Origin of the sequence: Streptomyces sp., from assembly GCF_035645055.1 — a bacterium.
Lineage (GTDB): Bacteria > Actinomycetota > Actinomycetes > Streptomycetales > Streptomycetaceae > Streptomyces.
Genome location: NZ_DASQNH010000047.1, coordinates 30,592 through 53,947, shown reverse-complemented (window position 1 = coordinate 53,947; position 23,356 = coordinate 30,592). Strand labels below are relative to the sequence as shown.

At 69.8% G+C, this 23,356-nt stretch carries 26 protein-coding genes and 1 pseudogene; 12 read left to right on the top strand and 15 right to left on the bottom strand.

Annotated features, from left to right (window positions below; genetic code table 11):
- Positions 1 to 102 precede the first annotated feature (102 nt).
- Positions 103 to 1,614, top strand: coding sequence for a YibE/F family protein (locus VE614_RS15850; RefSeq protein ID WP_324936913.1), 1,512 nt, complete (start codon positions 103 to 105; stop codon positions 1,612 to 1,614).
- Between the two features lie 108 nt (positions 1,615 to 1,722).
- Here VE614_RS15850 and VE614_RS15845 read toward each other — a convergent pair whose 3' ends face one another.
- From VE614_RS15845 to VE614_RS15830, 4 genes are all read right to left on the bottom strand, one after another.
- The gene (locus VE614_RS15845; RefSeq protein WP_043502313.1) at positions 1,723 to 2,160 is read right to left on the bottom strand and encodes an SsgA family sporulation/cell division regulator; all 438 of its coding nucleotides are present in this window, start codon (positions 2,158 to 2,160) and stop codon (positions 1,723 to 1,725) included.
- 99 nt (positions 2,161 to 2,259) lie between these two features.
- Entirely contained in the window at positions 2,260 to 3,048 is a 789-nt protein-coding gene (locus VE614_RS15840; RefSeq protein WP_324936910.1) for an IclR family transcriptional regulator, read from the bottom strand.
- 383 nt (positions 3,049 to 3,431) lie between these two features.
- Positions 3,432 to 3,644 carry a DUF5326 family protein gene (locus tag VE614_RS15835; protein ID WP_324936908.1) on the bottom strand — a complete coding sequence of 71 codons (213 nt, stop codon included), beginning with the start codon at positions 3,642 to 3,644 and terminating at the stop codon, positions 3,432 to 3,434.
- Between the two features lie 126 nt (positions 3,645 to 3,770).
- Positions 3,771 to 4,088: a cupin domain-containing protein gene (locus VE614_RS15830; RefSeq protein WP_324936947.1), complete on the bottom strand. Its 318-nt coding sequence runs from the start codon at positions 4,086 to 4,088 to the stop codon at positions 3,771 to 3,773.
- Between the two features lie 58 nt (positions 4,089 to 4,146).
- Between VE614_RS15830 and VE614_RS15825 the strand changes: the two genes are divergently transcribed.
- From VE614_RS15825 to VE614_RS15805, 5 genes are all read left to right on the top strand, one after another.
- Entirely contained in the window at positions 4,147 to 4,524 is a 378-nt protein-coding gene (locus VE614_RS15825; protein WP_324936907.1) for a phage holin family protein, read from the top strand.
- 5 nt (positions 4,525 to 4,529) lie between these two features.
- Positions 4,530 to 5,021 carry a low molecular weight protein-tyrosine-phosphatase gene (locus VE614_RS15820; protein ID WP_324936905.1) on the top strand — a complete coding sequence of 164 codons (492 nt, stop codon included), beginning with the start codon at positions 4,530 to 4,532 and terminating at the stop codon, positions 5,019 to 5,021.
- The gene (locus tag VE614_RS15815) at positions 5,018 to 6,160 is read left to right on the top strand and encodes a cystathionine gamma-lyase (protein ID WP_324936903.1); all 1,143 of its coding nucleotides are present in this window, start codon (positions 5,018 to 5,020) and stop codon (positions 6,158 to 6,160) included. Before VE614_RS15820 ends, VE614_RS15815 begins: the two co-directional genes overlap by 4 nt.
- 244 nt (positions 6,161 to 6,404) lie before the next feature.
- Entirely contained in the window at positions 6,405 to 7,310 is a 906-nt protein-coding gene (locus tag VE614_RS15810) for a LysR family transcriptional regulator (RefSeq protein ID WP_324936901.1), read from the top strand.
- 98 nt (positions 7,311 to 7,408) lie between these two features.
- Positions 7,409 to 7,891 (top strand): NUDIX hydrolase, encoded by a 483-nt coding sequence (locus VE614_RS15805; RefSeq protein WP_324936899.1) that lies wholly within the window; start codon positions 7,409 to 7,411, stop codon positions 7,889 to 7,891.
- Between the two features lie 36 nt (positions 7,892 to 7,927).
- Here the strand turns inward: VE614_RS15805 and VE614_RS15800 are convergent, their stop codons facing one another.
- The gene (locus VE614_RS15800) at positions 7,928 to 9,400 is read right to left on the bottom strand and encodes a globin domain-containing protein (protein WP_324936897.1); all 1,473 of its coding nucleotides are present in this window, start codon (positions 9,398 to 9,400) and stop codon (positions 7,928 to 7,930) included.
- Between the two features lie 438 nt (positions 9,401 to 9,838).
- Positions 9,839 to 9,913 (bottom strand): annotated as a pseudogene (locus tag VE614_RS15795) (hydrolase); the annotation flags it as partial.
- A 203-nt stretch (positions 9,914 to 10,116) separates the two neighbouring features.
- Here VE614_RS15795 and VE614_RS15790 point away from each other — a divergent pair.
- Complete coding sequence (locus tag VE614_RS15790; protein ID WP_324936894.1) at positions 10,117 to 10,983, top strand: GNAT family N-acetyltransferase; 867 nt, start codon at positions 10,117 to 10,119, stop codon at positions 10,981 to 10,983.
- Between the two features lie 111 nt (positions 10,984 to 11,094).
- On the opposite strand, the gene VE614_RS15785 is transcribed toward VE614_RS15790, so the two are convergent.
- On the bottom strand, positions 11,095 to 11,517 hold the full coding sequence (locus VE614_RS15785) for a GlcG/HbpS family heme-binding protein (protein ID WP_324936892.1): 423 nt from the start codon (positions 11,515 to 11,517) through the stop codon (positions 11,095 to 11,097).
- Between the two features lie 144 nt (positions 11,518 to 11,661).
- On the bottom strand, positions 11,662 to 12,864 hold the full coding sequence (locus VE614_RS15780) for an MFS transporter (RefSeq protein ID WP_324936890.1): 1,203 nt from the start codon (positions 12,862 to 12,864) through the stop codon (positions 11,662 to 11,664).
- A 145-nt stretch (positions 12,865 to 13,009) separates the two neighbouring features.
- Between VE614_RS15780 and VE614_RS15775 the strand changes: the two genes are divergently transcribed.
- Both VE614_RS15775 and VE614_RS15770 read left to right on the top strand, forming a co-directional pair.
- Positions 13,010 to 13,468, top strand: a complete 459-nt coding sequence (locus tag VE614_RS15775) for a MarR family winged helix-turn-helix transcriptional regulator (protein WP_324936888.1) — start codon at positions 13,010 to 13,012, stop codon at positions 13,466 to 13,468.
- Between the two features lie 9 nt (positions 13,469 to 13,477).
- Positions 13,478 to 13,930 (top strand): GNAT family N-acetyltransferase, encoded by a 453-nt coding sequence (locus tag VE614_RS15770; RefSeq protein WP_324936886.1) that lies wholly within the window; start codon positions 13,478 to 13,480, stop codon positions 13,928 to 13,930.
- 89 nt (positions 13,931 to 14,019) lie between these two features.
- Here the strand turns inward: VE614_RS15770 and VE614_RS15765 are convergent, their stop codons facing one another.
- The 3 genes from VE614_RS15765 to dnaB form a co-directional block, all read right to left on the bottom strand.
- Positions 14,020 to 15,405 (bottom strand): serine hydrolase domain-containing protein, encoded by a 1,386-nt coding sequence (locus VE614_RS15765; RefSeq protein ID WP_324936884.1) that lies wholly within the window; start codon positions 15,403 to 15,405, stop codon positions 14,020 to 14,022.
- Between the two features lie 42 nt (positions 15,406 to 15,447).
- Positions 15,448 to 16,017 (bottom strand): GNAT family N-acetyltransferase, encoded by a 570-nt coding sequence (locus VE614_RS15760; RefSeq protein ID WP_324936882.1) that lies wholly within the window; start codon positions 16,015 to 16,017, stop codon positions 15,448 to 15,450.
- A gap of 225 nt (positions 16,018 to 16,242) precedes the next feature.
- Positions 16,243 to 17,718, bottom strand: a complete 1,476-nt coding sequence (gene dnaB, locus VE614_RS15755) for a replicative DNA helicase (RefSeq protein WP_324936880.1) — start codon at positions 17,716 to 17,718, stop codon at positions 16,243 to 16,245.
- Positions 17,719 to 18,177: 459 nt separating this feature from the next.
- On the opposite strand from dnaB, the gene VE614_RS15750 reads away from it, so the two are divergent.
- Entirely contained in the window at positions 18,178 to 19,515 is a 1,338-nt protein-coding gene (locus VE614_RS15750; RefSeq protein ID WP_324936878.1) for an MATE family efflux transporter, read from the top strand.
- Between the two features lie 176 nt (positions 19,516 to 19,691).
- Here the strand turns inward: VE614_RS15750 and rplI are convergent, their stop codons facing one another.
- From rplI to rpsF, 4 genes are all read right to left on the bottom strand, one after another.
- Positions 19,692 to 20,138 carry a 50S ribosomal protein L9 gene (gene rplI / locus VE614_RS15745; protein ID WP_073944741.1) on the bottom strand — a complete coding sequence of 149 codons (447 nt, stop codon included), beginning with the start codon at positions 20,136 to 20,138 and terminating at the stop codon, positions 19,692 to 19,694.
- Between the two features lie 18 nt (positions 20,139 to 20,156).
- Entirely contained in the window at positions 20,157 to 20,393 is a 237-nt protein-coding gene (rpsR, locus tag VE614_RS15740; RefSeq protein ID WP_003949403.1) for a 30S ribosomal protein S18, read from the bottom strand.
- A gap of 45 nt (positions 20,394 to 20,438) precedes the next feature.
- A complete protein-coding gene (locus VE614_RS15735) occupies positions 20,439 to 21,026 on the bottom strand; it encodes a single-stranded DNA-binding protein (protein ID WP_324936875.1) in 588 nt (195 codons plus the stop codon).
- Between the two features lie 80 nt (positions 21,027 to 21,106).
- Positions 21,107 to 21,397, bottom strand: coding sequence for a 30S ribosomal protein S6 (gene rpsF, locus VE614_RS15730; RefSeq protein ID WP_009189556.1), 291 nt, complete (start codon positions 21,395 to 21,397; stop codon positions 21,107 to 21,109).
- Between the two features lie 289 nt (positions 21,398 to 21,686).
- Between rpsF and VE614_RS15725 the strand changes: the two genes are divergently transcribed.
- Together VE614_RS15725 and femX are read left to right on the top strand one after the other, a co-directional pair.
- Positions 21,687 to 21,989 carry a hypothetical protein gene (locus VE614_RS15725; protein WP_324936872.1) on the top strand — a complete coding sequence of 101 codons (303 nt, stop codon included), beginning with the start codon at positions 21,687 to 21,689 and terminating at the stop codon, positions 21,987 to 21,989.
- A gap of 163 nt (positions 21,990 to 22,152) precedes the next feature.
- On the top strand, positions 22,153 to 23,274 hold the full coding sequence (femX, locus tag VE614_RS15720) for a peptidoglycan bridge formation glycyltransferase FemX (protein ID WP_324936871.1): 1,122 nt from the start codon (positions 22,153 to 22,155) through the stop codon (positions 23,272 to 23,274).
- Positions 23,275 to 23,356 lie beyond the last annotated feature (82 nt).

Below are 23,356 nucleotides of genomic sequence, written 5' to 3'. Positions count from 1 at the left end.
CCCGGTGCTCCGAGCTCCCGCGTGTACAAAGGTGCCTCCACGCTAGCGTCAATTCGGGCGCGGTGAACAGAGGGCCCCCCTCGTTCTTGCGATGATCGGTCGGTGACCACTTCGCAGCATCCCCCGTTCCCACCGCCCGAGCCCCCGCACGGAGCCGGTCCCGGAAGCGGCTCCGGAGCCGGCAGCGGCCCTGGTGGCGACCCGGGTTCGAGCGGCGGGCACGGGCGCGGGAACGGCCACGGCGGTGGGCACGGCCACGGTGGCGGGCACGGGCACGGCCACGGTGGCGGGCACGGGAACGGCCACGGTGGCGGGCACGGGCACTCGCACGCTCATGGGCCCGCCGCGCCCGTCTCCCAGCACCTGCGCAAGCTGATCGCCGCAGTGCTCATCCCGTTCGCCGCCGCCGTGGTGGTGGGGCTGGCCGTGCTGTGGCCCGGTGGTGCCCCGCCGCACGAGCGGACCGGGGTCGGCTTCGACCGGCAGACCCAGCAGGCCACCGTCACCAGGGTCGAGAAGGTGGACTGCGGTTCGGTCAACGCCTCGGCGCCGCCCCCGACCGGCGACACCTCCACCGCCGAGGGCTCCTCCGCCCAGCAGCAGGCCGACGGCAGCTGCAAGAAGGCGACCATCCGGGTCGACACCGGCAACGACAAGGGCCGTACCTTCACCGAGATCGTCCAGCCCGATCAGTCACGGCAGCTGGAACAGGGTCAGGAGGTGATCGTCGCCTACGAGCCCTCAGCCCCGAAGGACCTCCAGTACTCGGTCACCGATGTGAACCGCAGGCTGCCGATGGGACTGCTCGCCGGGCTCTTCGCGCTCGCCGTCGTGGCCGTCGGGCGGCTGCGGGGCGTCATGGCGCTGATCGCGCTGGCCATCAGTTTCCTGGTACTGAACTTCTTCGTCCTCCCGGCCATCCTGCAGGGCTCGAACCCGCTGGTCGTGGCGGTGATCGGGGCGAGCGCCATCATGCTGATCGCCCTGTATCTCTGTCATGGCCTGTCGGCCCGTACGTCCGTGGCGGTGCTCGGCACGCTGATCTCGCTGCTGCTGATCGGCGTCCTCGGCTCGCTGTTCATCGGCTGGGCCGCGCTCACCGGCAACACCGACGACAACACCGGCCTCATCCACGGCCTGTATCCGTCGATCGACATGAGCGGTCTGCTGCTCGCCGGCGTCATCATCGGTTCGCTGGGCGTGCTGGACGATGTGACGGTCACGCAGACCTCCGCCGTGTGGGAGCTGCACGAGGCCAACCCGATGATGGGCTGGCGCGGCCTCTACCGCGCGGCCATCCGGATCGGCCGCGACCACATCGCCTCCGTCGTCAACACGCTCGTCCTCGCCTACGCGGGCGCCGCCCTGCCGCTGCTGCTGCTGTTCTCGATCGCGCAGAGCAGTGTGGGGACGGTCGCCAACAGCGAGCTGGTCGCGGAGGAGATCGTGCGGACGCTGGTGGGCTCGATCGGCCTGGTCGCCTCGGTGCCGGTCACCACCGCGCTCGCCGCCCTGGTGGTCTCGGCGGACCGGCCGGGAGCGGAGCGGGCGACGACCGGCTCCGCAAGCCCCTTGGCACGCACCGGCGGCCGGGGCCGACGACGCAAGCGCTGAGGCAAGCGCCGAGGGCGGGCCGACCACCCGACGAACGCCGGTACTCAGATACGCCGGTACGCCAAAACGTCAAGAAGAAGCGTTACTCCTCTTGTCATACGCGACGGTTCATCCCGCGCTCTGCTCCTCCGCCAGAATCCGGTCGAGCGCCTCGTCGAGATGGGCGTCGAAGTCGGCGAGCGAGCCTTCCTGCCCCAGCGGCACCAGCTTGTCGGTGCGGTCCAGGAAGGCGACCAGCGGTGCCGAGGAAGACCGGAACAGGGCCTGGTCGGCGCCGACCTGAAGCCTGATCAGCACCTCGCCCAGCGCGTCGGGCTCCACCGGAGAGACCCGCACATCGCCCTCGCCGCACGGCCGGCCCACGCCGTCGATCAGCAGCTCGCGGCCGAACGCCCAGGTAACCGGTGCGTCGCCGGGCAAATGGAAGGTCAGGCGCACGGCATAGGGATCACACGTCTCGTAGCGCAGCTCCACCGGGATGCGGAAGGAGAGCTCCTCGGAGACGAGAAAGCTCATCATGACCTCTGCCTGTACGGACTCGCGCATCGCCTACCCCGTCTGTTGCCGTCGATTGGCCGGGAATCAACCTTTGAATACTGCTGGCATCTTGCTGAACGTACACAGCAGATCACAAGGAGTGAGTTTTCAGATACTGATAGAGAGGGCGAGCGACCCCAGCAGCCGGCCGACCTCACTCTGCAACTGACGTGCCGCGGGCAGCAGTCGATCCTCCTGATGACAGGGGAGCGAGATCGCCATCGTCGCCGCCGTCGTCCCCACGGTGATCGGGATCGCCGCGCAGACCGTGCCGAGGGCGTACTCCTGTCGCTCGACCACGGGTTCCATCCGGCCCACCCGCTCCAGACGCTGGAGCAGGGTGCGGTTGTCACGGACCGTGTACGGGGTGATGGACTGCACCGGGTAGCGCTCCAGATGGTCACGGCGGGCGGCGTTGTCCAGCTGAGACAGCAGGCACTGTCCGATGGCGTGCGCGTGGCCGGTCTCGCGGAAGTCGGCCCACTCCTCGACCGCCGGGTTGCCGGGGGTGTCCGAGACGCACATGACCTCGATCTCCCCGTTCCGGTAGATCGCGTAGTACACCGGCACGCCGAGCGAATCCCGCCAGCGGGCGAGCGCGTCCGCGACCGTGCTGCGACGTTTCTCCTGCGCTCCGCTGCTGCTGAGCCGCTCCGCTGCCGCGCCGAGGAAGAACAGTCCCTTCTCCCGGCGCAGATAGCCCTCGTGCACCAGGGTGCGCAGCAGGTGGTACGTCGTCGGGAGCGCGAGACCGGTCTCGCGGGCCAGCTGCTTGGCCGGGGCGCCGTACTCATGCCCGGCGACGCACTCCAGGAGGCGCATCGCGCGCTGGACCGAACCGATGAGCGTCGCGGTCTGCTGCTGCGCGGGAGGGGTTCCCGGCCGCGCCTGGGGCATCGGCCGCGCCTGGGTCGGTGGGTCGGCGGACCGCCGGGGCGCCCGGAAGGCCCGCGAGGACGATCCCGGCGGGGCGGGCTGCTCGGGTGGCCGTACTCGGAGGGGCTGGGGGGAGAGGGCGGTGCTGCTGGGGGCGGGGCGTGCGTCGGGTCCTGCGGGGCCGGTGTCAGCCGTGGCCATGGGTCACTCCCGAAGCGAGGGGGCGGCCCGTGCGGGGAAACACGGGCGGGGTGTACGGGGGTGTGCGCCCCTCGCGGGGGTCGACCCCGCGAGGGGTTCCGGACTTTAACCGTCCGCCACGGCCCGCAGACGCCCTGTCCCGGAAACTTCCCTCGCCCGAGGGAACCGGCCGTTTCTGTTACCGGTTCCCGTCACCCACACCTCTACCAATCGCCCCGCGAGGACGATCCGGCGGTGAACTTCCTGACGACGTAGACGAGTCCGCCCACCAGTGCCACGAAAATCAGCAGCTTGAACAGCAGTCCGACCACGAAGCCGACGACACTGGCTATCAGTCCGCCGAACACCACCAGGGCGATGACCGGCACCGCGACCCACTTCACCCACCACGGCAGCCCCGCGAAGATCTCTCGCATCGCCCTCGCCCTTCTCTCGTCCTCGATGTCCTGCCCTCGATGCTAGGTGCGGGGGCAGGCCGGGCGGGGGCCCCGCACCCCTTGCCCTCCCCTGACCGGTCCCCTAGGGAATCCGGAGGCCGCGGGTCAGCTCTCGGGTGGAGAGAACACCACCAGGACCCGCAGGTCCTCGCTGATGTGGTGGAACCTGTGCGGCACACCGGCCGGGACGTACACCACGCTGCCGCGCGCCACCTGCGTGGTCTCCGTGCCGACGGTGATCGAGGCGCGGCCGCTGACGACGAAGTACACCTCGTCCTGGCTGTGCGGTCTCTGGGGGTCGTGCTCCCCCGCGTTCAGCGCGTACAGGCCGACCGACATGTTCCGCTCACGCAGGAACTGCAGGTACGCCCCCTCGTTGGCGGCGCGCTCCGCCTCCAGTTCGTCCAGCCGGAATGCCTTCATCGTTGCGTCGCCCTCGCACCCCTGCTCGTACCCGATCCGGTCTGCCACGATCAGACACATGATGAATTTCCTAGTCAAGACGATCGCCAACGCGGGCGCCCTCGCGGTCGCCGTGTGGCTGCTGGACAAGATCACCCTCACCGGTGCCGGCACCGGCAAGAAGGCCGGCACGCTGCTGCTGGTGGCGCTGCTCTTCGGCCTGGTGAACGTCCTGGTCAAACCGGTCGTGAAGCTGCTCAGCCTGCCGCTGCTCATCCTCACGCTCGGCCTGTTCACCCTGGTCGTGAACGCGCTGATGCTGCTGCTGACCTCGTGGCTGGCCGACAAGCTGGACCTGAGCTTCCACGTCGAGGGCTTCTGGACCGCCGTCGTCGGCGGCCTGATCATCTCGATCGTGTCCTGGGCGCTCAACGTCGTCCTGCCCGACAAGGACTGAGCGCCGTGACGTACCGCGTCTGCTTCGTCTGCACCGGCAACATCTGCCGCTCCCCGATGGCCGAATCCGTCTTCCGCGCGCGCGTCGCGGAGGCCGGGCTCGACGGCTTGGTCGAGGCCGACAGCGCCGGCACCGGCGGCTGGCACGAGGGCGACCCGGCCGACCCGCGCACCGTCGCCGTACTGGAGGAGCACGGGTACGACAGCGAGCACACCGCCCGCCAGTTCCACCCGTCCTGGTTCGAACGGCTCGACCTCGTCATCGCCCTCGACACCGGGCACGCCAAGGCGCTGCGCCGCCTCGCGCCCACCGAGCGGGACGCCGGGAAGGTGCGGCTGCTGCGCTCCTACGACCCCGCCGCGGGCGACGACCTCGATGTCCCGGACCCTTACTACGGGGCCAGGGACGGCTTCGAGGAGTGCCTTGAGATGGTGGAGGCGGCGAGCGCCGGACTGCTCGCCGCGGTACGTGAGCACGTGGAAGGGCAGGCGGCATGAACGATTCGGGGCATTTCGCGGGCGGTGACGGCACCCGCGCGGTGCGGGCGGGGCTGCCCCAGCCGGTCAAGTACGAGCCGACCCTGCCGGGGCCGGTGTTCGCCGCGCACTTCCATCTGCCCGGCGAGCCCACCGGGCCGTACACCTACGGCCGGGACGAGAACCCGACCTGGACGCACCTCGAGGCGGCGATCGGCGAGCTGGAGGCGCCCGGGCGGGACGGCGTGGAGACGCTGGTCTTCGCTTCGGGCATGGCCGCCATCTCGTCGGTCCTCTTCTCCCAGCTGTGCGCGGGCGACACGGTCGTGCTGCCCAGCGACGGTTACCAGGTGCTGCCGCTGGTGCGGGCACAGCTGGAGGCGTACGGCGTCGAGGTGCGCACCGCGCCGACCGGCGGCGACGCCCAGCTCGACGTCCTGGACGGCGCGAAGCTGCTGTGGATCGAGAGCCCGTCCAACCCCGGCCTGGACGTCTGCGACATCCGCCGGCTCGTCGAGGCGGCCCACGCGCGCGGGGCCCTGGTCGCCGTCGACAACACGCTCGCCACCCCCCTCGGGCAGCGCCCGCTGGAGCTGGGCGCGGACTTCTCCGTGGCCAGCGGCACCAAACAGCTCACCGGGCACGGTGACGTCCTGCTGGGCTATGTCACCGGCCGCGCGGGCGAGCCCATGACCGCCGTACGCCGCTGGCGCAAGATCGTCGGGGCGATTCCGGGGCCGATGGAGGCCTGGCTGGCGCACCGCTCGATCGCCACGCTCCAGCTGCGCGTGGACCGGCAGAACGCCACGGCCCTGGTGGTCGCGGAGGCGCTGCGGCAGCGGCCGGAGGTCACCGGGCTGCGCTATCCGGGACTGCCCGGCGACCCGTCGCACAAGGTCGCCGCGCAGCAGATGCGGCGGTTCGGGTGCGTGGTGTCCTTCACGCTGCCCACGCGCGCGCGTGCGGACCGATTTCTGGAGGCGCTGCGGCTCGTGGACGACGCGACGAGCTTCGGCGGGGTGCGGTCCACGGCCGAGCGGCGCGGTCGCTGGGGCGGGGACGCGGTGCCGGAGGGTTTCGTCCGGCTGTCGGTCGGTGCCGAGGATCCCGAGGACCTGGTGGCGGACCTGGTGCGGGCACTGGACGAGTCGGCTGACTGACCGCTCGGCGGACCCTGATCCACCGGTACGACCGCGTCGCATTCCGGCTACGTCGATCGGACGGTCCGAACCTCCCCCCTCGTGGCTCGGACCGTCCTCGGTTCCGCGCGAAGAACCGCGCGAACAAGGCTAGTTGACTGTGTGTCAGTGTCCAATCACAGTAACGACAGCGACCTATCGACTTATTTATAGTTGGGCCCCTGTCGGAGGGCCGGGAGGACGGCAGGGAGAGGGGGACATCGCCATGGACCTGGCCTTGCTGCGCACCTTCGTGACCGTGCACCGGGCCGGATCCTTCACCCGCGCGGCCGCCCTGCTGGGCCTGTCCCAGCCGGCCGTCACCTCGCAGATCCGCGCCCTGGAACGCCAGCTCGGCCGCCCGCTCTTCCTGCGGCAGGCCCGGGGTGTGACCCCCACGACCATCGGCGACGAACTCGCCCACAAGGCCGCGCCGCATCTGGACGCCCTGGTGGAGATCGCCGGGACCGGGCTCGACGACGAGTCCTCCTTACGCACCCTGCATCTCGCCGGCCCGCCGGAGTTCACCGCCGAACGGGCACTGCCCGCGCTGGTCGCGCTGACCGGCGACGCCGGACCGGGCTTCGCCCTGCGGGCCTCCTTCGGCAACGCCGAGGAGGTGCTGGAAGGGCTGGCCGCCGGGCATCACGATCTCGCCCTCAGTACGGCCCGCCCGCGCGGCCCCCTGCTCACCGCGACGCCGCTCTGCGACGAGGAGCACGTCCTGGTCGCCGCGCCGCACTGGGCCGAGCGCATCGGCCCCGGGAGCCCGCGCCGGATGGGGGCGTCCGCCCTGGAGAACCTGCCCGTGGTCGAGGTCCACGAGTCGCTGCCCTTCGTCTCCCGCTACTGGGCCTCCGTCTTCGACGCCCGGCCGGCCGCCGCCGGCACCGTCGTCGTTCCGGATCTGCGCGCGGTCCTGACCTGCGCGGTCACCGGAGCGGGAATCGCCGTTCTGCCGCGCTATCTGTGCGCGGCCGCGTTGGAACGCGGGGAGATCGTCGCCCTGTACGAGCCGGCGGTTCCGCCGCTGCGTACGTACTTCCTGGTGGCCCGTGCCGGGACCCTGGCGATGCCGCATATCGCCCGGGCTCACACGTGGCTCCAGCGGGCAGCTGCCGACTGGTGCTGAGCCCCGGCGCGGGACACAAGCCGGAGCGTCACTCCATGAGCCCCATCGGTCACGTTTCGCAATGTTTCACGTGGAACCAGCCGGGCCACATTTCACCCATGACCGTCCGACCCGTGGTCAAGCGCACCGCCCGCGCCGTTCTCCTGGACGGTGACGACCTGATCCTGATCAAGCGCACCAAGCCCGGTGTGGATCCCTACTGGGTGACTCCCGGCGGCGGGGTCGAGCCCGAAGACCCGACCGTCGTCCACGCCCTGCACCGGGAGGTCTACGAGGAGCTGGGCGCCAAGATCACCGATGTCGTGCCGTGCTTCGTGGACACCGTCGAGCACATCGGCGAGGACGGCGGCGCGACCGGTGTGAAGGTGCAGCACTTCTTCGTCTGCCGGCTGGAGTCCATGGACCCTGCGCTGCGGCACGGTCCCGAGGTGGAGCAGCCCGCGGGTGAGTACGAGATCGTGCGGGTGCCGTTCACCCGGGTCGGGATCGCCACCGTCCACCTGGTGCCGCTGTCGCTGCGGCATTACCTGGACGGCAACATCGAGGGCGTGCGGGCCATGCACGCGCCGGACCTGGGCTGAGCCGCAGCTCGGACTCGCCTGTGCCGTGTCCCGGCCTCAGCCGGTCGCCGCGACGAGATCCTCCAGCGAGTCGTGTCGTATGCGGTTCAGCGGGATGCCGACGTTCCGGAGGGCGTCCACGCCGCTGCGGATCATTCCGGGCGGACCCGAGAGGTAGGCGTCGTACTCGTACCAGGGGCCGTATTCCCGTATGGCGTCGGGGAGCTGTACGTGCGCCTGCTGATCGATGACGGCCCGGACCGACAGCCAGGGATGACTCTGCTGGAGCCTGAGCATCGTGTCGATGTCGTACAGGTCCTGGTCGGTGCGGGCGCCGTAGAAGACCTCGACCTGCCGTCGTTCGCCGTGCTCGGCGACATCCTCGACGAGCGCCTTGATGGGGGCGATGCCGGTCCCGCCGCCCAGACAGAGCAGTCCGCTGTCGGTCGTGTGGTCGACGGTCATGGAACCGGCCGGGGGGCCGAGACGGATGATGTCGCCGGGACGGGCTCGGTGCACCAGGGCGTTGGAGACCCAGCCCGCGGGGACCGCCTTCACGTGGAACGTCAGCAGGCCGTCCGAGCGCGGGGCGGAGGCGAAGGAATAGTGCCGCCAGACGCGCGGCCACCACGGAGTCTCGACGCTCGTGTACTGCCCGGCGAGGAAGGGGTACGGCTGATCCGGGCGGACGGTGAGGACCGCGATGTCGGAGGTCCGCAGTTCGTGCGAGACGACCTCCGCGTACCACCAGGCGGGGGCGCGCAGCTCGTCCACGGCCGCCGCGTCGATCATGACCTGCGAGATCGTCGTGTACGTCCGCACCCAGGCCGCTTCCGTCTCCTTGTCCCACACCGCTTCGGCATACCGGCTCAGGGCGCCGATGAGGCATTCGCCGACGGCCGGGTAGTGCTCGGGCCGGGTGCCGTACTTGCGGTGTCCCCGGCCCAGGTTCTGCAGGTAGTCGACGAGGACCGGAGTGTTGTCGATGTGCTCCGCGGCGGTGAGCAGGGCCTTGAGCAGGCGGTCCCGCTGGGCGTCCATCGCGGGCGGGAACAGGGACCGCAGGTCGGGGTGGCGGACGAAGAGCAGCGCGTAGAAGTAGGAGGTGACCTTGTCGGCCACGGGGGCGATCTCGGCCATCGTCCGGCGGACGAGCACCGCGTCCGGTGACACCTCCGGAGCCGGAGCGGACGGCTGTGGTTCCTCGGCGGGGGCCGGGCGCTGGACGGGGACGCGGTGGGGACCGCGGGACACCGGGGCCGCGAAGGACTCGGGGGCGGATGTCGGGGATGCCGCGGGCTCAGGGGCGGTTATCGGGGATGCCGCCGGCTCGGGGGCGGATATCGGAGACGTGAAGGACTGAGGGGCGGATATCGGCGGCGCCGTGGATACCTCGGCGGGCTCGGGAGCGGCTGCCGTGTCCCGCTCGTTCTCCGGTTCCGTCATCACCGGCTTCTTGCGTGGCGTGAACCAGCCGTCCCCGCCGCCGGACGTGCCGTTGTCGGCCGACGTGGTGGTCGGAGCGTCCATGCTGTGCCTCGCCTCGAACATCTCTCGGTCGGTCTGCGCACTTCCGCGATCGGAAGGTGCCTGCTTCCCCCGCAGACGGCTTGGTCTTCCCCGTGCGCTGCCGCGTCGACGCGGCGTCGTCCAACCCGTCTCTCCGTTATGCCTCAGCCGTATACCCCGGAACGCGAGTCCTCGATCTCGCCGTCCGGTCAGGCTGCTCTGCCCTGCTCCCGCCCCTCCCCGGGAGGCCTGTCACCTCTTCTCGGCCTGGAAACCGGATTCGACCCTACCGGCCACCGCGCCGCACACAAGTCCCCCCTTCATCCCTCACGAATCCGACCACGGGGCGAACCATGAGTTCTCTCAATCACCGGGCTTCACAGATCAATTCATAGGCATCCCACAGATCCTTCCCCTCATACGCGTGGGTAGCCAGGCCCGTCAGCGCAGTAGTCGCCCCCGTGAGAGCTCCACCGGAGCCGAGGGCCCGTGCAGCAAGGTGCCGTCAAGGTCGAACAGATGCAGTCTCGCCATGGGCCCCGAGGCTACCGGCGGCGGTGGTGAGCCCATCGACTTTCTGACGCATCAGGCGGACGCCCGCCGTTCGTCGACGTTTCACGTGAAACATCTCGTCTGTGTCGTCCTGCTGCGCCCATGGTCACGGCATGGCTAAAAGGACGTACGTCTCACTCGAAACAGGTGGACGCCGAGGGCACCCGTCGGACAGCCTGACCTGCGTGCCCACTCCTTCCGTCGCCGCTCTGCCCATCCGCCGTCTGACGCTCCGCGATCTCTCCGCCTGCGCCGACCTGTCCGAGAATCGGGGGTGGCCACGCGAGGAGCACAAGTGGGGCTTCCTCCTCACCGCCGGGAAGGGATACGGCATCGACGATCCCGACGGCGGCCTGGTCGGCGCCTGCGCCGTCACGGAGTACGGCCCTCATGACCGCCCCGATCTGGCGGCCATCGGCATGGTGCTGGTCGCCGATCGGCACGCCCGCCGAGGCATCGGACGCCGTCTGATGCGCCATGTCGTCTCCCTCATGGGCACCACCCCGCTGACGCTGCATGCGACGCCCTACGGCCTCCCGCTCTACGAGGAACTCGGCTTCAAGGTCACCGGCCGGGCCGAGATGCTGCGCGGTCGCTTCACTCCGGGCGGGCCGGAACCGAAGGTCGCCACCCGCCCGGCCACGGCCGAGGATCTTCAGGCGATCCTGCGGCTGGACGAGGAGGTGTTCGGCGCCGACCGGACACACATCATCACCCGGCTGCCCGCCTTCGCCGACCAGCTGCGGGTCGCCGAGGAGCGCGGCCGGATCATCGGCTATACGGCCGCGTGGCCCAACATGGACACCCATGTGGTGGGCCCGCTGATCGCCCGCGACACGGAGACCGCGCAGGCGCTCATCGCCTCCCTGGCCGCCCACACCGACCGTCCGCTGCGGACCGACATCGATGTGCGGCACGAAGAGCTGCTGGCGTGGGCGAAGGAGCGCGGGTTGGCGTCCGTCGCCTTCAACGCGGTGATGACACACGGCATCGGGGAGCTGCCCGGTGACTGGAGCCGGCGCTTCGCTCCCCTGACGGTGGCCGCAGGCTGACGCCTCACACCGCGGGCTGGCTCACCACACCGCGAGTTCGGCCGCCCACAGCGGAAGACGCCGGTCCCGTTTCGGGAACCGGCGTCTTCGTCACGCGGGGGAGCCGACCGGTCAGGCGAGGGCTTCCACGGCGGTGGTGGCGAAGGCGTGGTCCTGCTCCGGCGCTCCGCCGCCGACACCGATGGCGCCGATCAGCCGGCCGTCGCGGTGCACCGGAACGCCGCCCGCGATGAAGAGCAGCGGCTGGCTGAGCGCCGTCGGGAGGCTGTGGAAGGGACCGTCGGGCTTGACCGCGTCGACCAGGTCCGCGGTCGGGGCGTTCAGCTGGAGGGCGGTGTACGCCTTCCGGGTGCTGGTCTCCCCGGAGATCAGGACGGCTCGGTCGTCCCGGCGGAAGGCCAGCAGATGGCCGCCGGCGTCCAGGACGGTGACGCTGACCGTGACGCCCGCGGCCTCGGCGGCGCGGGAGGCGGCGGCGACCAGGGTCTCGGCGTCCTGCGTGGTCAGCGGGCTGACGGTGGTGGTGGTGCTCATGAGGGGGTTTCTCCTTGTGGCGAGGTACGGCCGTTGTTGCGAGGACTGTCGTGGCGACCGCGGGGACGGCCCTGGCCCCGCGGCCTTCCGATCAGCCCGGAGGTGGACCGGCTCGGTGATGGACCGGATCGGTGGGCGATCAGGTCAGTGGTGGACGACGGTCCGCTGCTCGGCGAGGGGCACGGACGCCGGTACGGGAGTGGTCCCGCGCCGTTCCAGGGCGGCCGAGAGGACGGCCAGGAGCAGGGCCGCGGCGGCCAGCAGTGCGCCCACCCAGTTGGGGGCGGTGTAGCCGAGTCCGGCCGCGATCACGAGGCCGCCGAGCCAGGCGGAGAGGGCGTTGCCGAGGTTGAAGGCGCCGATGTTCACGGCGGAGGCCAGCGTCGGGGCGCCGTGCGCCTGGTCGAGGACCCGCTTCTGCAGCGGCGGCACGGTGGCGAAGCCCAGGGCACCGATCAGCGTGATCGTGACGGCCGCGAGGATCTTGTTGTGCGCGGTGAACGTGAAGAGGGCGAGCACCAGGGCGAGGGCACCCAGCGAGACGTAGAGCATGGGCATCAGCGCGCGGTCGGCGAACCTGCCGCCGACGAGGTTGCCGCCGACCATGCCGAGGCCGAAGAGGACCAGCAGCCAGGTCACGGAGCCCTCGGCGAAGCCGGCGGCGTGGGTCATCATCGGCGCGATGTAGGTGATGGCCGCGAACACGCCGCCGAAACCGAGGACGGTCATCGCCATGGCGAGCAGGACCTGGACGTTCTTGAAGGCGGCCACCTCGTGACGCAGGCGCACGCCTTCCGGCTTGGGCATGTCGGGCACGAGCTTGGCGATGCCCGCCAGGCCGACGACACCGAGTGCGGCGACGATGGCGAAGGTGACGCGCCAGCCGATGGACTGGCCGACAAGGGTGCCCAGCGGGACGCCGACGACGTTGGCGACGGTCAGTCCGGTGAACATCATCGCGATGGCTCCGGCCTTCTTGTCCGGGGCGACCAGGTCGGCCGCGACGACCGAGCCGATGCCGAAGAAGGCGCCGTGGGCGAGTGAGGCGACCACCCGGCCGATCAGCATGACCCCGAAGACGGGGGCGACAGCGGACAGCAGGTTGCCGACGATGAACAGACCCATCAGCAGCATCAGCATCCGCTTGCGGGAGATCTTGGTGCCGAGCACGGTCATCAGCGGGGCGCCGAACATCACGCCGAGGGCGTAGCCGGTCACCAGGTACCCGGCGGTGGGGATGGAGACCCCGTAGTCGGCTGCGACCTCGGGCAGCAAGCCCATGATCACAAACTCGGTCGTTCCGATTCCGAAGGCCCCGATCGCGAGGGCCAGTAGCGCGAGAGGCATGAGGGGGGTACACCTTCCCAGACGATTGCAGGAGCGCTTTGCGTGCGTCCACAATAGTTGCATACGCGGGATAGTTGCAAGCGCGGGCTATTGCGTTGGTGCTCTATCCTGGTAACCAGCCGCCCCGGGACGGAGGAGAACGCCCATGACAGCGACGGACCCCGCGCTCACCGCCCTCGCCCAGGGCTGGTGCGCCCTCTCCCTGCTGCACGGCCGCATCGAGGCGCACATCGAGCGCGCTCTCCAGGCCAGGCACGGGCTGAGCGTGCGCGAGTACTCCCTGCTCGACGTGCTCAGCCGACAGCACGACGGTGAAGGCGGGCACCTGCAGATGAAGCAGGTCGCCGACGCGGTCGTGCTCAGCCAGAGCGCCACCACGCGTCTCGTGACCCGACTGGAGGACCGCGGCCTGCTGGAGCGCTACCTGTGCCCCACGGACCGTCGCGGCATCTACACCAACGTCACCGAGACGGGCCTGAAGCTGCTGGCGGAGGCCCGCCCGACCAATGACGCCGCGCTGCGCGAGGCGTTGAACGAGGCGGTCAAGGTGCCGGAGCTGGCTCCACTGGTGCGGGTCGTGGAGTCGGGGCGCGTGGCCGCATAGGGTGCGGGCATGGGAGATCTTGAGATACGTGCCGCGGTCGCCGACGACGTCCCCGCGATCGTGGCGATGCTCGCGGACGACCCGCTGGGCGCCCAGCGCGAGTCACCCGACGATCTGCGTCCGTATCTGGCCGCCCTCCAGCGGCTCACCGACGACCCCAACCAGCACCTGGTCGTGGCGGCCCGCGAAGGCCGCGTCGTGGGAACGCTCCAGCTCACGATCATCCCCGGCCTCTCCCGGCGTGGGACCGTCCGGTCGATCATCGAGGCGGTCCGCATCCACGCCGAGGAGCGGGGCAGCGGCCTGGGAACCCAGCTCATCGAGTGGGCGATCGAGACGTCCCGGAGCGAGGGCTGCCAGCTGGTGCAGCTGACGTCCGACAAGTCCCGCGTGGACGCCCACCGCTTCTACGAGCGACTGGGATTCACGGCGTCCCACGTCGGCTTCAAGCTTCAGCTCTGATCGACGAAGGGGGCAGTTTCACGTGAAACAGCTCGTGAGACAACCCGGGTCAGCGCGGAACAGCCCCCTTCATCGATCGTCGACCGGCCCTACTTGACCCCCCGCCACCCCTCGGGGTCCACGCCTCCCGGAACATCGGCCGTCTCGTCGTACGGCCGGCGGGTGAAGACGAACGAGCCGAGGTCCAGATGGCTGACGGACCCGTCCGGTCGCCGTACGGCCCGCAGCACTTCCCCGGCGTAGTAGCCCTCCAGGCCGGTCCAGGTGCCGTCGCCGTTCGCACGGAACCGGGAGCGGCGTCCGGTGGCGGCCAGCGGCCCGAGGGAGACACCGCTGTCGGCCGTGAGCCGTAGCGCGAACACCTGCGTCCCCCAGTACCACTGCCCCGCCAACTCCAGCACGGACGGATCGACTTCGGGCAGCGGACGCCAGGGCTCGGGGATCCGGGGCTCCGCTTCGGCGACGATCCGTACGAGGTCGGCGCCCAGGGTGGCCGGCAGCGGTCCGGAGGTGCAGTTGGTCAGCACGACCGCCGCGACATCGTCGTCCACGCTGATGGTGAGGTTCGCCAGAAAGCCCGGCAGCGAACCCGAGTGGCCCACCAGCAGCCGGCCGTCCCAGTGGAAGATCTGAAGTCCGAGGCCGTAGGTGACGCCGTCGGCGAGGTCCGCGAGTTCTGCCGGGGCGGCGGGCGTCCGCATCTCCCGTACCGTCCGCGTGCTCAGCACCCGATCGTCGCCGTACGTCAGGAAGGCGGCAAACTTGGCCAAGTCACCGGTCGTGGACCACAGTTGCCCGGCCGGGGCCATCCGGCCCAGGTCCTCCGCCGGTTCCGGCAGCAGCACATCGGCCCAGGGGTGCACCGCCCATGCACCGGCATGCGGGGCGGACGGCTGGGCGCTCGTTCGGTTCAGGCCCAGCGGTTCGAGCACTTCGCGTCGGAGGACGTCCTCCCAGGGAGCACCGCGCAGCTTCTCGACGAGTGCGCCGAGCAGCGTGTAGCCGGGGTTCGAGTAGTGGTGGCGGCGGCCCACCGGATGGCGGAAGGGCTGTTCGCCGAGGACGTCCGCGATCTCCGGGCGCAGGGAACCGGGGGTGCGTTCCCACCAGGGCGACGGGGTCTCGGCGGCGAGGCCGCTGGTGTGCGCCAGCAGGTCGGCGATGGTCGCCTCCCCCGCGCCGGTGCCGGGCAGATGTTTCTCCAGCGGGTCGCCGAGGTCGAGGACGCCCTCGTCACGCAGCCTGAGGACGAGGACCGCGGTGAAGGTCTTGGTGATGGAGCCGATCCGGTACTGCACGTTCTCGTCCGGAGCATGCCCCTCCACCGAGGTCCTCGCCCCGTGCCACACGACCCGTCCGCCCCTGACCACGGCCGCCACCAGCGACGGTGTACGTCCTTCGGACTGGGCCACGGCGATCCGGTGGAGCAGCGCCCGCCGAGTGCCGGGAAGCAGCTCTTGGTGAGATGTCGTCATGCGCCCAGTCCATCCCGCCAAGGGCAGGGGCGTCGAGTTCATTTACCCCGAGGCAACGCCGCCACCACGCCCAGGCGACATGCGGGGCCCCCGGGGGCACCCTCGCTGGTGGTCCGACCTCGTGATCCGGAACCGGACCACGTTCCCCTCACCGGCCCACCGGTGGAAACCGGCCTTCTCCAGCACACGGACCGAGGGCGGGTTGGAGAGTTCCACGTCGGCGATCAGGGTGTGGACGTCCGGTGCGGCGAGGGCGAACCTCGCCAGGGCCTCGGTGGCCTCCGGCGCGTAGCCCCGGCCGCGGCGGGACGGCACGATGCCGTACCCGATCTCGACGACACCCTCGCTGGGCGGCCAGAACAGACCGATCGAACCCACCACCAGACCGCCCTCCCGCTCGATGATCAGCCGGTGGCCGTAGGCACCGAACCAGGCGGGGTGCTGGTCGAAGAGGCCGGCGATCACGCGGTCCCCCTCGGCGGGGAAGTCGTCCGCCCAGTGCGCGGACCTGGACTCGCCGAGGACCGCGGCGACTTCGCCCCTGGTCCAGGACCTCAGGACGAGACGCTCGGTGATCAGGTCGGCAGGGGCAGGTGAGGAAGAGAAAGACACGTTCACTCCTGGTCGGCAGAACGACCGGGCCGCGCGCCGCTATCGCGCGGGCCGGACAAGGGCAGGCTGAAGACGGCCGACGGCGGCCATATTCATCAACCTCCTGGTCCGAAGGACACGCGTCTCTCGCGCCGGGGGGACGGTAACAACCCCGCCTCCGCCCGGGCGAAGCAATTTCGCGCCGTACACCCGGCCGACTCGCGAGGGGCGGCCCGGACGTTGACCTCAGGTCTGCGCCATGTCGACGAACCGCGAGTAGTGGCCCTGGAAGGCGACCGTGATCGTCGCCGTCGGGCCGTTTCGGTGCTTGGCCACGATCAGGTCGGCCTCGCCCGCACGGGGGGACTCCTTCTCGTAGGCGTCCTCGCGGTGCAGCAGGATGACCATGTCGGCGTCCTGCTCGATGGAGCCGGACTCTCGAAGGTCCGAGACCATCGGCTTCTTGTCGGTGCGCTGCTCGGGACCACGGTTCAGCTGGGACAGCGCGATGACCGGGACCTCCAGCTCCTTGGCCAGGAGCTTGAGGTTCCGGGACATGTCCGAGACCTCCTGCTGGCGGCTCTCCGCGCGCTTGGAGCCGCCGGACTGCATCAGCTGGAGGTAGTCGATGACGACCAGCCGGAGGTCGTTGCGCTGCTTCAGGCGGCGGCACTTGGCGCGGATCTCCATCATCGACAGGTTCGGGGAGTCGTCGATGTAGAGCGGGGCCGCGGAGACGTCCGGCATCCGGCGGGCCAGCCGGGTCCAGTCCTCGTCGGTCATCGTGCCCGAGCGCATGTGGTGCAGGGCGACCCGGGCCTCGGCGGACAGCAGACGCATCGCGATCTCGTTGCGGCCCATTTCGAGGGAGAAGATGACGCTCGGCAGGTTGTGCTTGATCGACGCGGCCCGGGCGAAGTCCAGCGCGAGCGTCGACTTGCCCATGGCGGGACGCGCGGCGATGACGATCATCTGGCCCGGGTGCAGACCGTTGGTGAGCGAGTCGAAGTCGGTGAATCCCGTGGGGACGCCGGTCATCTCGCCGCTGCGCGAGCCGATCGCCTCGATCTCGTCGAGGGCGCCCTCCATGATGTCGCCCAGCGGAAGGTAGTCCTCGCTGGTGCGCTGCTCGGTGACCGCGTAGATCTCGGCCTGGGCGCGGTTGACGATCTCGTCGACGTCGTCGTCGGCCGCGTATCCCATCTGGGTGATGCGGGTGCCCGCCTCGACCAGGCGGCGCAGGACCGCGCGCTCGTGGACGATCTCCGCGTAGTACTCCGCGTTCGCCGCCGTCGGCACCGTCTGGACGAGGGTGTGCAGATACGCGGCCCCGCCGACCTTGTTGATCTCGCCGCGCTTGGTCAGCTCGGCGGCGATGGTGATGGGGTCGGCCGGCTCACCCTTGGCGTAGATGTCCAGAATGGCCTGGTAGATCGTCTCATGGGCCGGCTTGTAGAAGTCATGGCCCTTGAGGATCTCGACCACGTCGGCGATGGCGTCCTTGGAGAGCAGCATGCCGCCGAGCACGGACTGCTCGGCGTTGAGGTCCTGGGGCGGGACCCGCTCGAAGGCGGAGCCTCCCCCGTCCCACGCGCCGTTCTCACTGCCCCGGTCGTGCTGCTCGTCGCGGCCTCGGCCGCCCTCGGGGCGCCGACGGGAGGGCAGGCGATCGCTGGGACCGCTGTCGGCCCACGGATCGTCCAAGGGCTCGGAAATGCTCACCGAGCCACCTCCTCCCGTCCGCGGAACGGACCTCGCCGTGCCCTCTTTTCTACGGCACGGCACTGACAAAACGAGAAGCCCAACTCCGCATCTGAAGCGCCGGTTTTATGACGGTTTCCCGGTCGGCGGACGGAGCGGGCGCCGGACCACGGTAGGCCCCCCGGCACCGTCAGCCAATCTGGTTATCCACAGGCCATGTGGACGACGGGCCCGATGCTGTGGAGAACTGCCCGAAACCTGTGCACGACCCGGTGGACAGCCCTGTGAACAAGAACTCGCGTGACCTTATGAGACGCGCCTGACCTGCGACTTTCCCTTCCACCGGCTGTGCAGAAGAAAAACTTCCCCGGTCGGACCAAGATCAGCTCACGTCGCCCTCAGGAGTGCGCGGCACCGAACTTGAAGTAAGGGCCACAGACCCTTTGCATCTCTTACCTGTGGACGATTAGATTGGTGCTCATGACACAGGCTCCCGCGACCCCCGCAGCCGTCCGGCGACAGCACGATCGGGAGATCGTCGCACTGGCCGTCCCGGCCTTCGGTGCACTGGTCGCCGAGCCCTTGTTCGTCCTGGCCGACAGCGCGATCGTCGGCCACCTCGGCACCGCCCAGCTCGCCGGTCTCGGCGTCGCCTCCGCCCTCCTCACCACGGCGGTGAGCGTCTTCGTCTTCCTCGCCTACGCCACCACCGCCGCCGTCGCCCGCCGCGTGGGCGCCGGTGAACTCCAGGCTGCCATCCGCCAGGGCATGGACGGCATCTGGCTGGCCCTGCTGCTGGGCGCCGGAGTGATCGCCGTCGTCCTGCCCACCGCCCCCTCCCTGGTGGAGCTGTTCGGCGCCTCCGACTCAGCGGCCCCCCACGCAATCACCTATCTGCGCATCTCGGCGCTCGGCATACCCGCCATGCTCGTCGTCCTCGCGGCGACCGGTGTCCTGCGCGGACTGCAGGACACCAAGACCCCGCTCTACGTCGCCATCGCGGGCTTCGTCGCCAACGGCGCCCTCAACGCGGGCCTCGTCTACGGAGCCGACCTCGGTATCGCGGGCTCCGCCTGGGGCACCGTGATCGCCCAGCTGGGCATGGCCACCGCCTATCTCGTGGTGGTCGTCCGCGGTGCCCGCCGCCACGGGGCCTCGCTGCGCCCCGACACCGCCGGGATCAAGGCCTCTGCCCAGGCGGGCGTCCCCCTGCTCGTGCGCACCCTCTCCCTGCGGGCGATCCTGATGATCGCCACCGCGGTGGCGGCCCGGCTCGGTGATGCCGACATCGCCGCCCACCAGATCATCCTGTCGCTGTGGAGTCTGCTCGCCTTCGCGCTCGACGCCATCGCCATCGCCGGGCAGGCCATCATCGGGCGGTACCTCGGCGCCGGTGACGCCCAGCGCGCCCGGGACGTCTGCCGCCGCATGGTGCAGTGGGGCGTCGCCGTCGGCGTCCTGCTGGGCCTGCTCGTGATCGTCTCCCGACCGCTCTTCCTGCCCTTGTTCACCAGTGACCCCGCCGTGAAGGACGCCGCACTGCCCGCCCTGCTCGTGGTGGCGCTCTCCCAGCCGATCAGCGGCGTGGTCTTCGTCCTGGACGGCGTCCTGATGGGCGCCGGCGACGGACCGTACCTCGCCTGGGCAATGGTGGTCACCCTGGCGGTCTTCACGCCGGTGGCCCTGTTCGTTCCCACGGTCGGCGGCGGGCTCACCGTCCTGTGGATCGCGATGACGCTGATGATGACCGTGCGGATGGCCACGCTATGGGTGCGCACCCGCTCAGGCCGCTGGCTCGTCACGGGGGCGACCCGCTGACACTGCCACCCGACCGTTTCACGTGAAACCGCCGTTTCACGTGAAACGCCACCACCGGAGATGCCCGCACAAAGCGCCCCACACCAAGCGTCTCCAGGAAGAGGAACCATACGAAGAGGGGCCGCACCCTGCACGGGTGCGGCCCCTCTCTCAGCTGTTCAAGCCGAGCGCGGCGATCAGGCCGCGACGACCTCGATGTTGACCTTGGCGGCAACCTCGGGGTGCAGACGCACGGACGTCTCGTGGGCGCCCAGGGTCTTGATCGGCGCGCCGAGCTCGATGCGGCGCTTGTCGACCTCGGGACCGCCGGCGGCCTTGATCGCCGAGGCGACGTCGGCCGGAGTGACGGAACCGAAGAGACGGCCGGCGTCGCCGGAGCGAACGGCCAGGCGGACCTTGACGCCCTCGAGCTGGGCCTTCACAGCGTTGGCCTGCTCGATGGTCTGGATCTCGTGGATCTTGCGAGCACGACGGATCTGCTCGACGTCCTTCTCGCCACCCTTGGTCCAGCGGATCGCGAACTTCCGCGGGATCAGGTAGTTGCGAGCGTAGCCGTCCTTGACGTCGACGACGTCGCCGGCGGCACCGAGGCCGGAGACCTCATGGGTGAGGATGATCTTCATTTGTCGGTCACCCTTCCCTTAGCGCGCGGTGGACGTGTAGGGCAGCAGCGCCATCTCACGGCTGTTCTTGACGGCCGTGGCGACGTCACGCTGGTGCTGCGTGCAGTTGCCGGTCACGCGGCGGGCACGGATCTTGCCGCGGTCGGAAATGAACTTCCGCAGCATGTTCGTGTCCTTGTAGTCCACGTACGTGACCTTGTCCTTGCAGAAAGCGCAGACCTTCTTCTTCGGCTTGCGCACAGGCGGCTTCGCCATGGTGTATCTCCTGTGTGATCAAGAAGTTGGGGTGCGAGCCCGCCCTTAGAAGGGAGGCTCGTCCGAGTAGCCGCCACCGCCACCGCCGCCGGAGCCGGAGCCGCCGCCCCAGCCGCCGCCACCCTGGTTGCCACCGGCGGGAGCGCCGGTCGCCCAGGGGTCGTCGGCGGGGGCGCCGCCACCCTGCTGGCCACCGCCGGGGCCGCCGCCCCAGCCGCCGCCCTGCTGGCCGCCGCCACCGCCGCCGTAACCGCCCTGGCCACCCCGGCCGCTGGTCTTGGTGACCTTGGCCGTGGCGTTGCGCAGGCTGGGGCCGACTTCCTCGACGTCCAGCTCGAAGACCGTGCGCTTGACACCCTCACGGTCCTCGTACGACCGCTGCTTCAGCCGGCCCTGCACGATGACGCGCATGCCTCGCTGAAGGGACTCGGCGACGTTCTCCGCCGCCTGGCGCCAGACCGAGCAGGTCAGGAACAGGCTCTCGCCGTCCTTCCACTCGTTGGTCTGACGGTCGAAGGTGCGGGGGGTGGACGCGACACGGAACTTCGCGACCGCCGCACCGGAGGGGGTGAAGCGCAGCTCGGGGTCGTCGACAAGATTGCCGATGACCGTGATGACGGTCTCGCCTGCCATGGGGGAACCTCTCGGCGGGTTTGCTGCTGCTGGCTGCTGGTGGTGCTACTCGAATCCCGAGATCAGCTGAGCGACAGGGCTCAGTGGGTCTCGGGGCGGAGGACCTTGGTCCGGAGGACCGACTCGTTCAGGTTCATCTGGCGGTCGAGCTCCTTGACGACCGCAGGCTCGGCCTGCAGGTCGATGACCGAGTAGATGCCCTCGGGCTTCTTCTTGATCTCGTACGCGAGACGACGACGGCCCCAGGTGTCGACCTTCTCGACCTTTCCGCCACCGTCACGGACGACAGAAAGGAAGTTCTCGATCAGCGGGGAGACAGAGCGCTCCTCGAGATCGGGGTCGAGGATGACCATCACCTCGTAGTGACGCATGTGGAACCCACCTCCTTTGGACTCAGCGGCCACGGTCGTTCCGTGGCAGGAGGGTTGTGATGCGTACGCAACGGTATCGGCCGCCACTGACAATCAGACGTCGGTGGGCGGCGTCCCCAGGTGGGCCGGGTGTTATCTCCTGGCGTTCCTGGGCAGACACCGGTGCAGACGGTACAGACTACCCGCACACCCGCTTCCGGTTGAAATCCGGCCGCGAGGGCACGCACTCTGTACACATCGGGTGTGTACGGCGCTACAGTGCGCCGCCTTCCGCGCAAGGAGGTGCCACATGGCACAGGCATTGCGACCCAATACCGCCGGCTCTCTCTTCGCCACCGATGGCAGGTCCCACCCCGTCCAGGGCGCCCTGCTGGCGGTGACCCTGGTACTCGGCCTGGTCTCCTTCATCACGGCGCAGTTCCAGAGCCTGCATCTGCTCAGCTCCTGGACCGGACTGGTGGGGATCTGCACGGGCTCGTACGGCCAGTGGATCTCGGAAACGACCCGCGAACGCTTCGGGCTGATCCTGGGCCTCGGTGCCTCCGGACTCGGATTCTTCCTCGGCATGGCGCACGGCGGCCTCTTCGGCTGAGGCCCCCGGCCCTACCGGCACCTCGTCTGCGCCCCGGCGGCCGTGCGGCCGGGGCGAAGGTGCCGTGCGCCCAGTCGGGCCGGTGCCCGGGCGCAGTAGGCTTCGGCGCTAGAGCCGGAGCCCCTGTACCCATGGGGACACACCAGCCCGAGGAGCGCCCCGAATGAGCCTGACCCTGAGGACCATCAGTCGCGAGCAGCATCTGGCCTATATCCAGAGCCTGCCGGCGGCGAGCCACATGCAGGTCCCGGCCTGGGCTGATGTCAAGGCGGAGTGGCGCTCGGAGAACCTCGGCTGGTTCGACGAGCGGACGGGCGAGCTGGTCGGCGTGGGTCTGGTCCTCTACCGCCAGCTGCCGAAGATCAAGCGCTACCTCGCCTATTTGCCCGAGGGCCCGGTCATCAACTGGTTCACGCCGAATCTGGAGGACTGGATCCGGCCCATGCTGGCGCATCTGAAGCAGCAAGGCGCCTTCTCCGTGAAGATGGGTCCGCCGGTGGTCATCCGGCGCTGGGACGCCTCCTCCATCAAGGCGGGCATCCAGAACCCGGACGTGAAGCGACTGCGGGACATCGAGGCCGACTTCATCGAGCCGCGCGCCTTCGAGGTGGCCGACAAGCTGCGCCGGATGGGCTGGCAGCAGGGCGAGGACGGCGGCGCCGGCTTCGGTGACGTGCAGCCCCGCTACGTCTTCCAGGTGCCGCTGGCCAACCGGTCCCTGGAAGAGGTGCACAAGAACTTCAACCAGCTGTGGCGCCGCAACATCAAGAAGGCCGAGAAGGCCGGGGTCGAGGTCGTCCAGGGCGGCTACCACGATCTGGAGGAGTGGCAGCGGCTGTACGAGATCACGGCGGTCCGCGACCACTTCCGGCCCCGCCCGCTGTCGTACTTCCAGCGCATGTGGACGGCCCTCAACAGCGAGGACCCCAACCGCATGCGGCTGTACTTCGCCCGGCACAACGGTGTGAACCTGTCGGCGGCGACGATGCTGATCGTCGGCGGCCACGTCTGGTACTCCTACGGCGCCTCCGACAACATCGGCCGTGAGGTCCGGCCCTCGAACGCGATGCAGTGGCGGATGCTGCGCGACGCCTACGCGCTCGGCGCCACCGTCTACGACCTGCGGGGCATCTCCGACTCGCTGGACGAGTCCGACCACCTCTTCGGTCTGATCCAGTTCAAGGTGGGCACGGGCGGCCAGGCCGCCGAATACCTCGGCGAGTGGGACTTCCCGCTGAACAAGCTGCTGCACAAGGCGCTCGACATCTACATGTCGCGCCGCTGAGCCCGGGGCGTTTGCTTCGATAGCTTCGGCAGCTTCCATACCTCTGATACACCGCAGCCACGAGAAAGGTTCCAGGTCCGGC

Excerpts from the sequence above, each read along its gene's own strand:
- VE614_RS15845 (WP_043502313.1), bottom strand. The coding sequence starts at position 2,160 with ATGCGCGAGTCCGTACAGGCAGAGGTCATGATGAGCTTTCTCGTCTCC.
- VE614_RS15840 (WP_324936910.1), bottom strand. The coding sequence starts at position 3,048 with ATGCCCCAGGCGCGGCCGGGAACCCCTCCCGCGCAGCAGCAGACCGCG.
- VE614_RS15835 (WP_324936908.1), bottom strand. The coding sequence starts at position 3,644 with ATGCGAGAGATCTTCGCGGGGCTGCCGTGGTGGGTGAAGTGGGTCGCG.
- VE614_RS15830 (WP_324936947.1), bottom strand. The coding sequence starts at position 4,088 with ATGAAGGCATTCCGGCTGGACGAACTGGAGGCGGAGCGCGCCGCCAAC.
- VE614_RS15825 (WP_324936907.1), top strand. The coding sequence starts at position 4,147 with ATGATGAATTTCCTAGTCAAGACGATCGCCAACGCGGGCGCCCTCGCG.
- VE614_RS15815 (WP_324936903.1), top strand. The coding sequence starts at position 5,018 with ATGAACGATTCGGGGCATTTCGCGGGCGGTGACGGCACCCGCGCGGTG.
- VE614_RS15810 (WP_324936901.1), top strand. The coding sequence starts at position 6,405 with ATGGACCTGGCCTTGCTGCGCACCTTCGTGACCGTGCACCGGGCCGGA.
- VE614_RS15805 (WP_324936899.1), top strand. The coding sequence starts at position 7,409 with ATGACCGTCCGACCCGTGGTCAAGCGCACCGCCCGCGCCGTTCTCCTG.
- VE614_RS15800 (WP_324936897.1), bottom strand. The coding sequence starts at position 9,400 with ATGGACGCTCCGACCACCACGTCGGCCGACAACGGCACGTCCGGCGGC.
- VE614_RS15785 (WP_324936892.1), bottom strand. The coding sequence starts at position 11,517 with ATGAGCACCACCACCACCGTCAGCCCGCTGACCACGCAGGACGCCGAG.
- VE614_RS15780 (WP_324936890.1), bottom strand. The coding sequence starts at position 12,864 with ATGCCTCTCGCGCTACTGGCCCTCGCGATCGGGGCCTTCGGAATCGGA.
- VE614_RS15775 (WP_324936888.1), top strand. The coding sequence starts at position 13,010 with ATGACAGCGACGGACCCCGCGCTCACCGCCCTCGCCCAGGGCTGGTGC.
- VE614_RS15770 (WP_324936886.1), top strand. The coding sequence starts at position 13,478 with ATGGGAGATCTTGAGATACGTGCCGCGGTCGCCGACGACGTCCCCGCG.
- VE614_RS15765 (WP_324936884.1), bottom strand. The coding sequence starts at position 15,405 with ATGACGACATCTCACCAAGAGCTGCTTCCCGGCACTCGGCGGGCGCTG.
- VE614_RS15750 (WP_324936878.1), top strand. The coding sequence starts at position 18,178 with ATGACACAGGCTCCCGCGACCCCCGCAGCCGTCCGGCGACAGCACGAT.
- rplI (WP_073944741.1), bottom strand. The coding sequence starts at position 20,138 with ATGAAGATCATCCTCACCCATGAGGTCTCCGGCCTCGGTGCCGCCGGC.
- rpsR (WP_003949403.1), bottom strand. The coding sequence starts at position 20,393 with ATGGCGAAGCCGCCTGTGCGCAAGCCGAAGAAGAAGGTCTGCGCTTTC.
- VE614_RS15735 (WP_324936875.1), bottom strand. The coding sequence starts at position 21,026 with ATGGCAGGCGAGACCGTCATCACGGTCATCGGCAATCTTGTCGACGAC.
- rpsF (WP_009189556.1), bottom strand. The coding sequence starts at position 21,397 with ATGCGTCACTACGAGGTGATGGTCATCCTCGACCCCGATCTCGAGGAG.
- VE614_RS15725 (WP_324936872.1), top strand. The coding sequence starts at position 21,687 with ATGGCACAGGCATTGCGACCCAATACCGCCGGCTCTCTCTTCGCCACC.
- femX (WP_324936871.1), top strand. The coding sequence starts at position 22,153 with ATGAGCCTGACCCTGAGGACCATCAGTCGCGAGCAGCATCTGGCCTAT.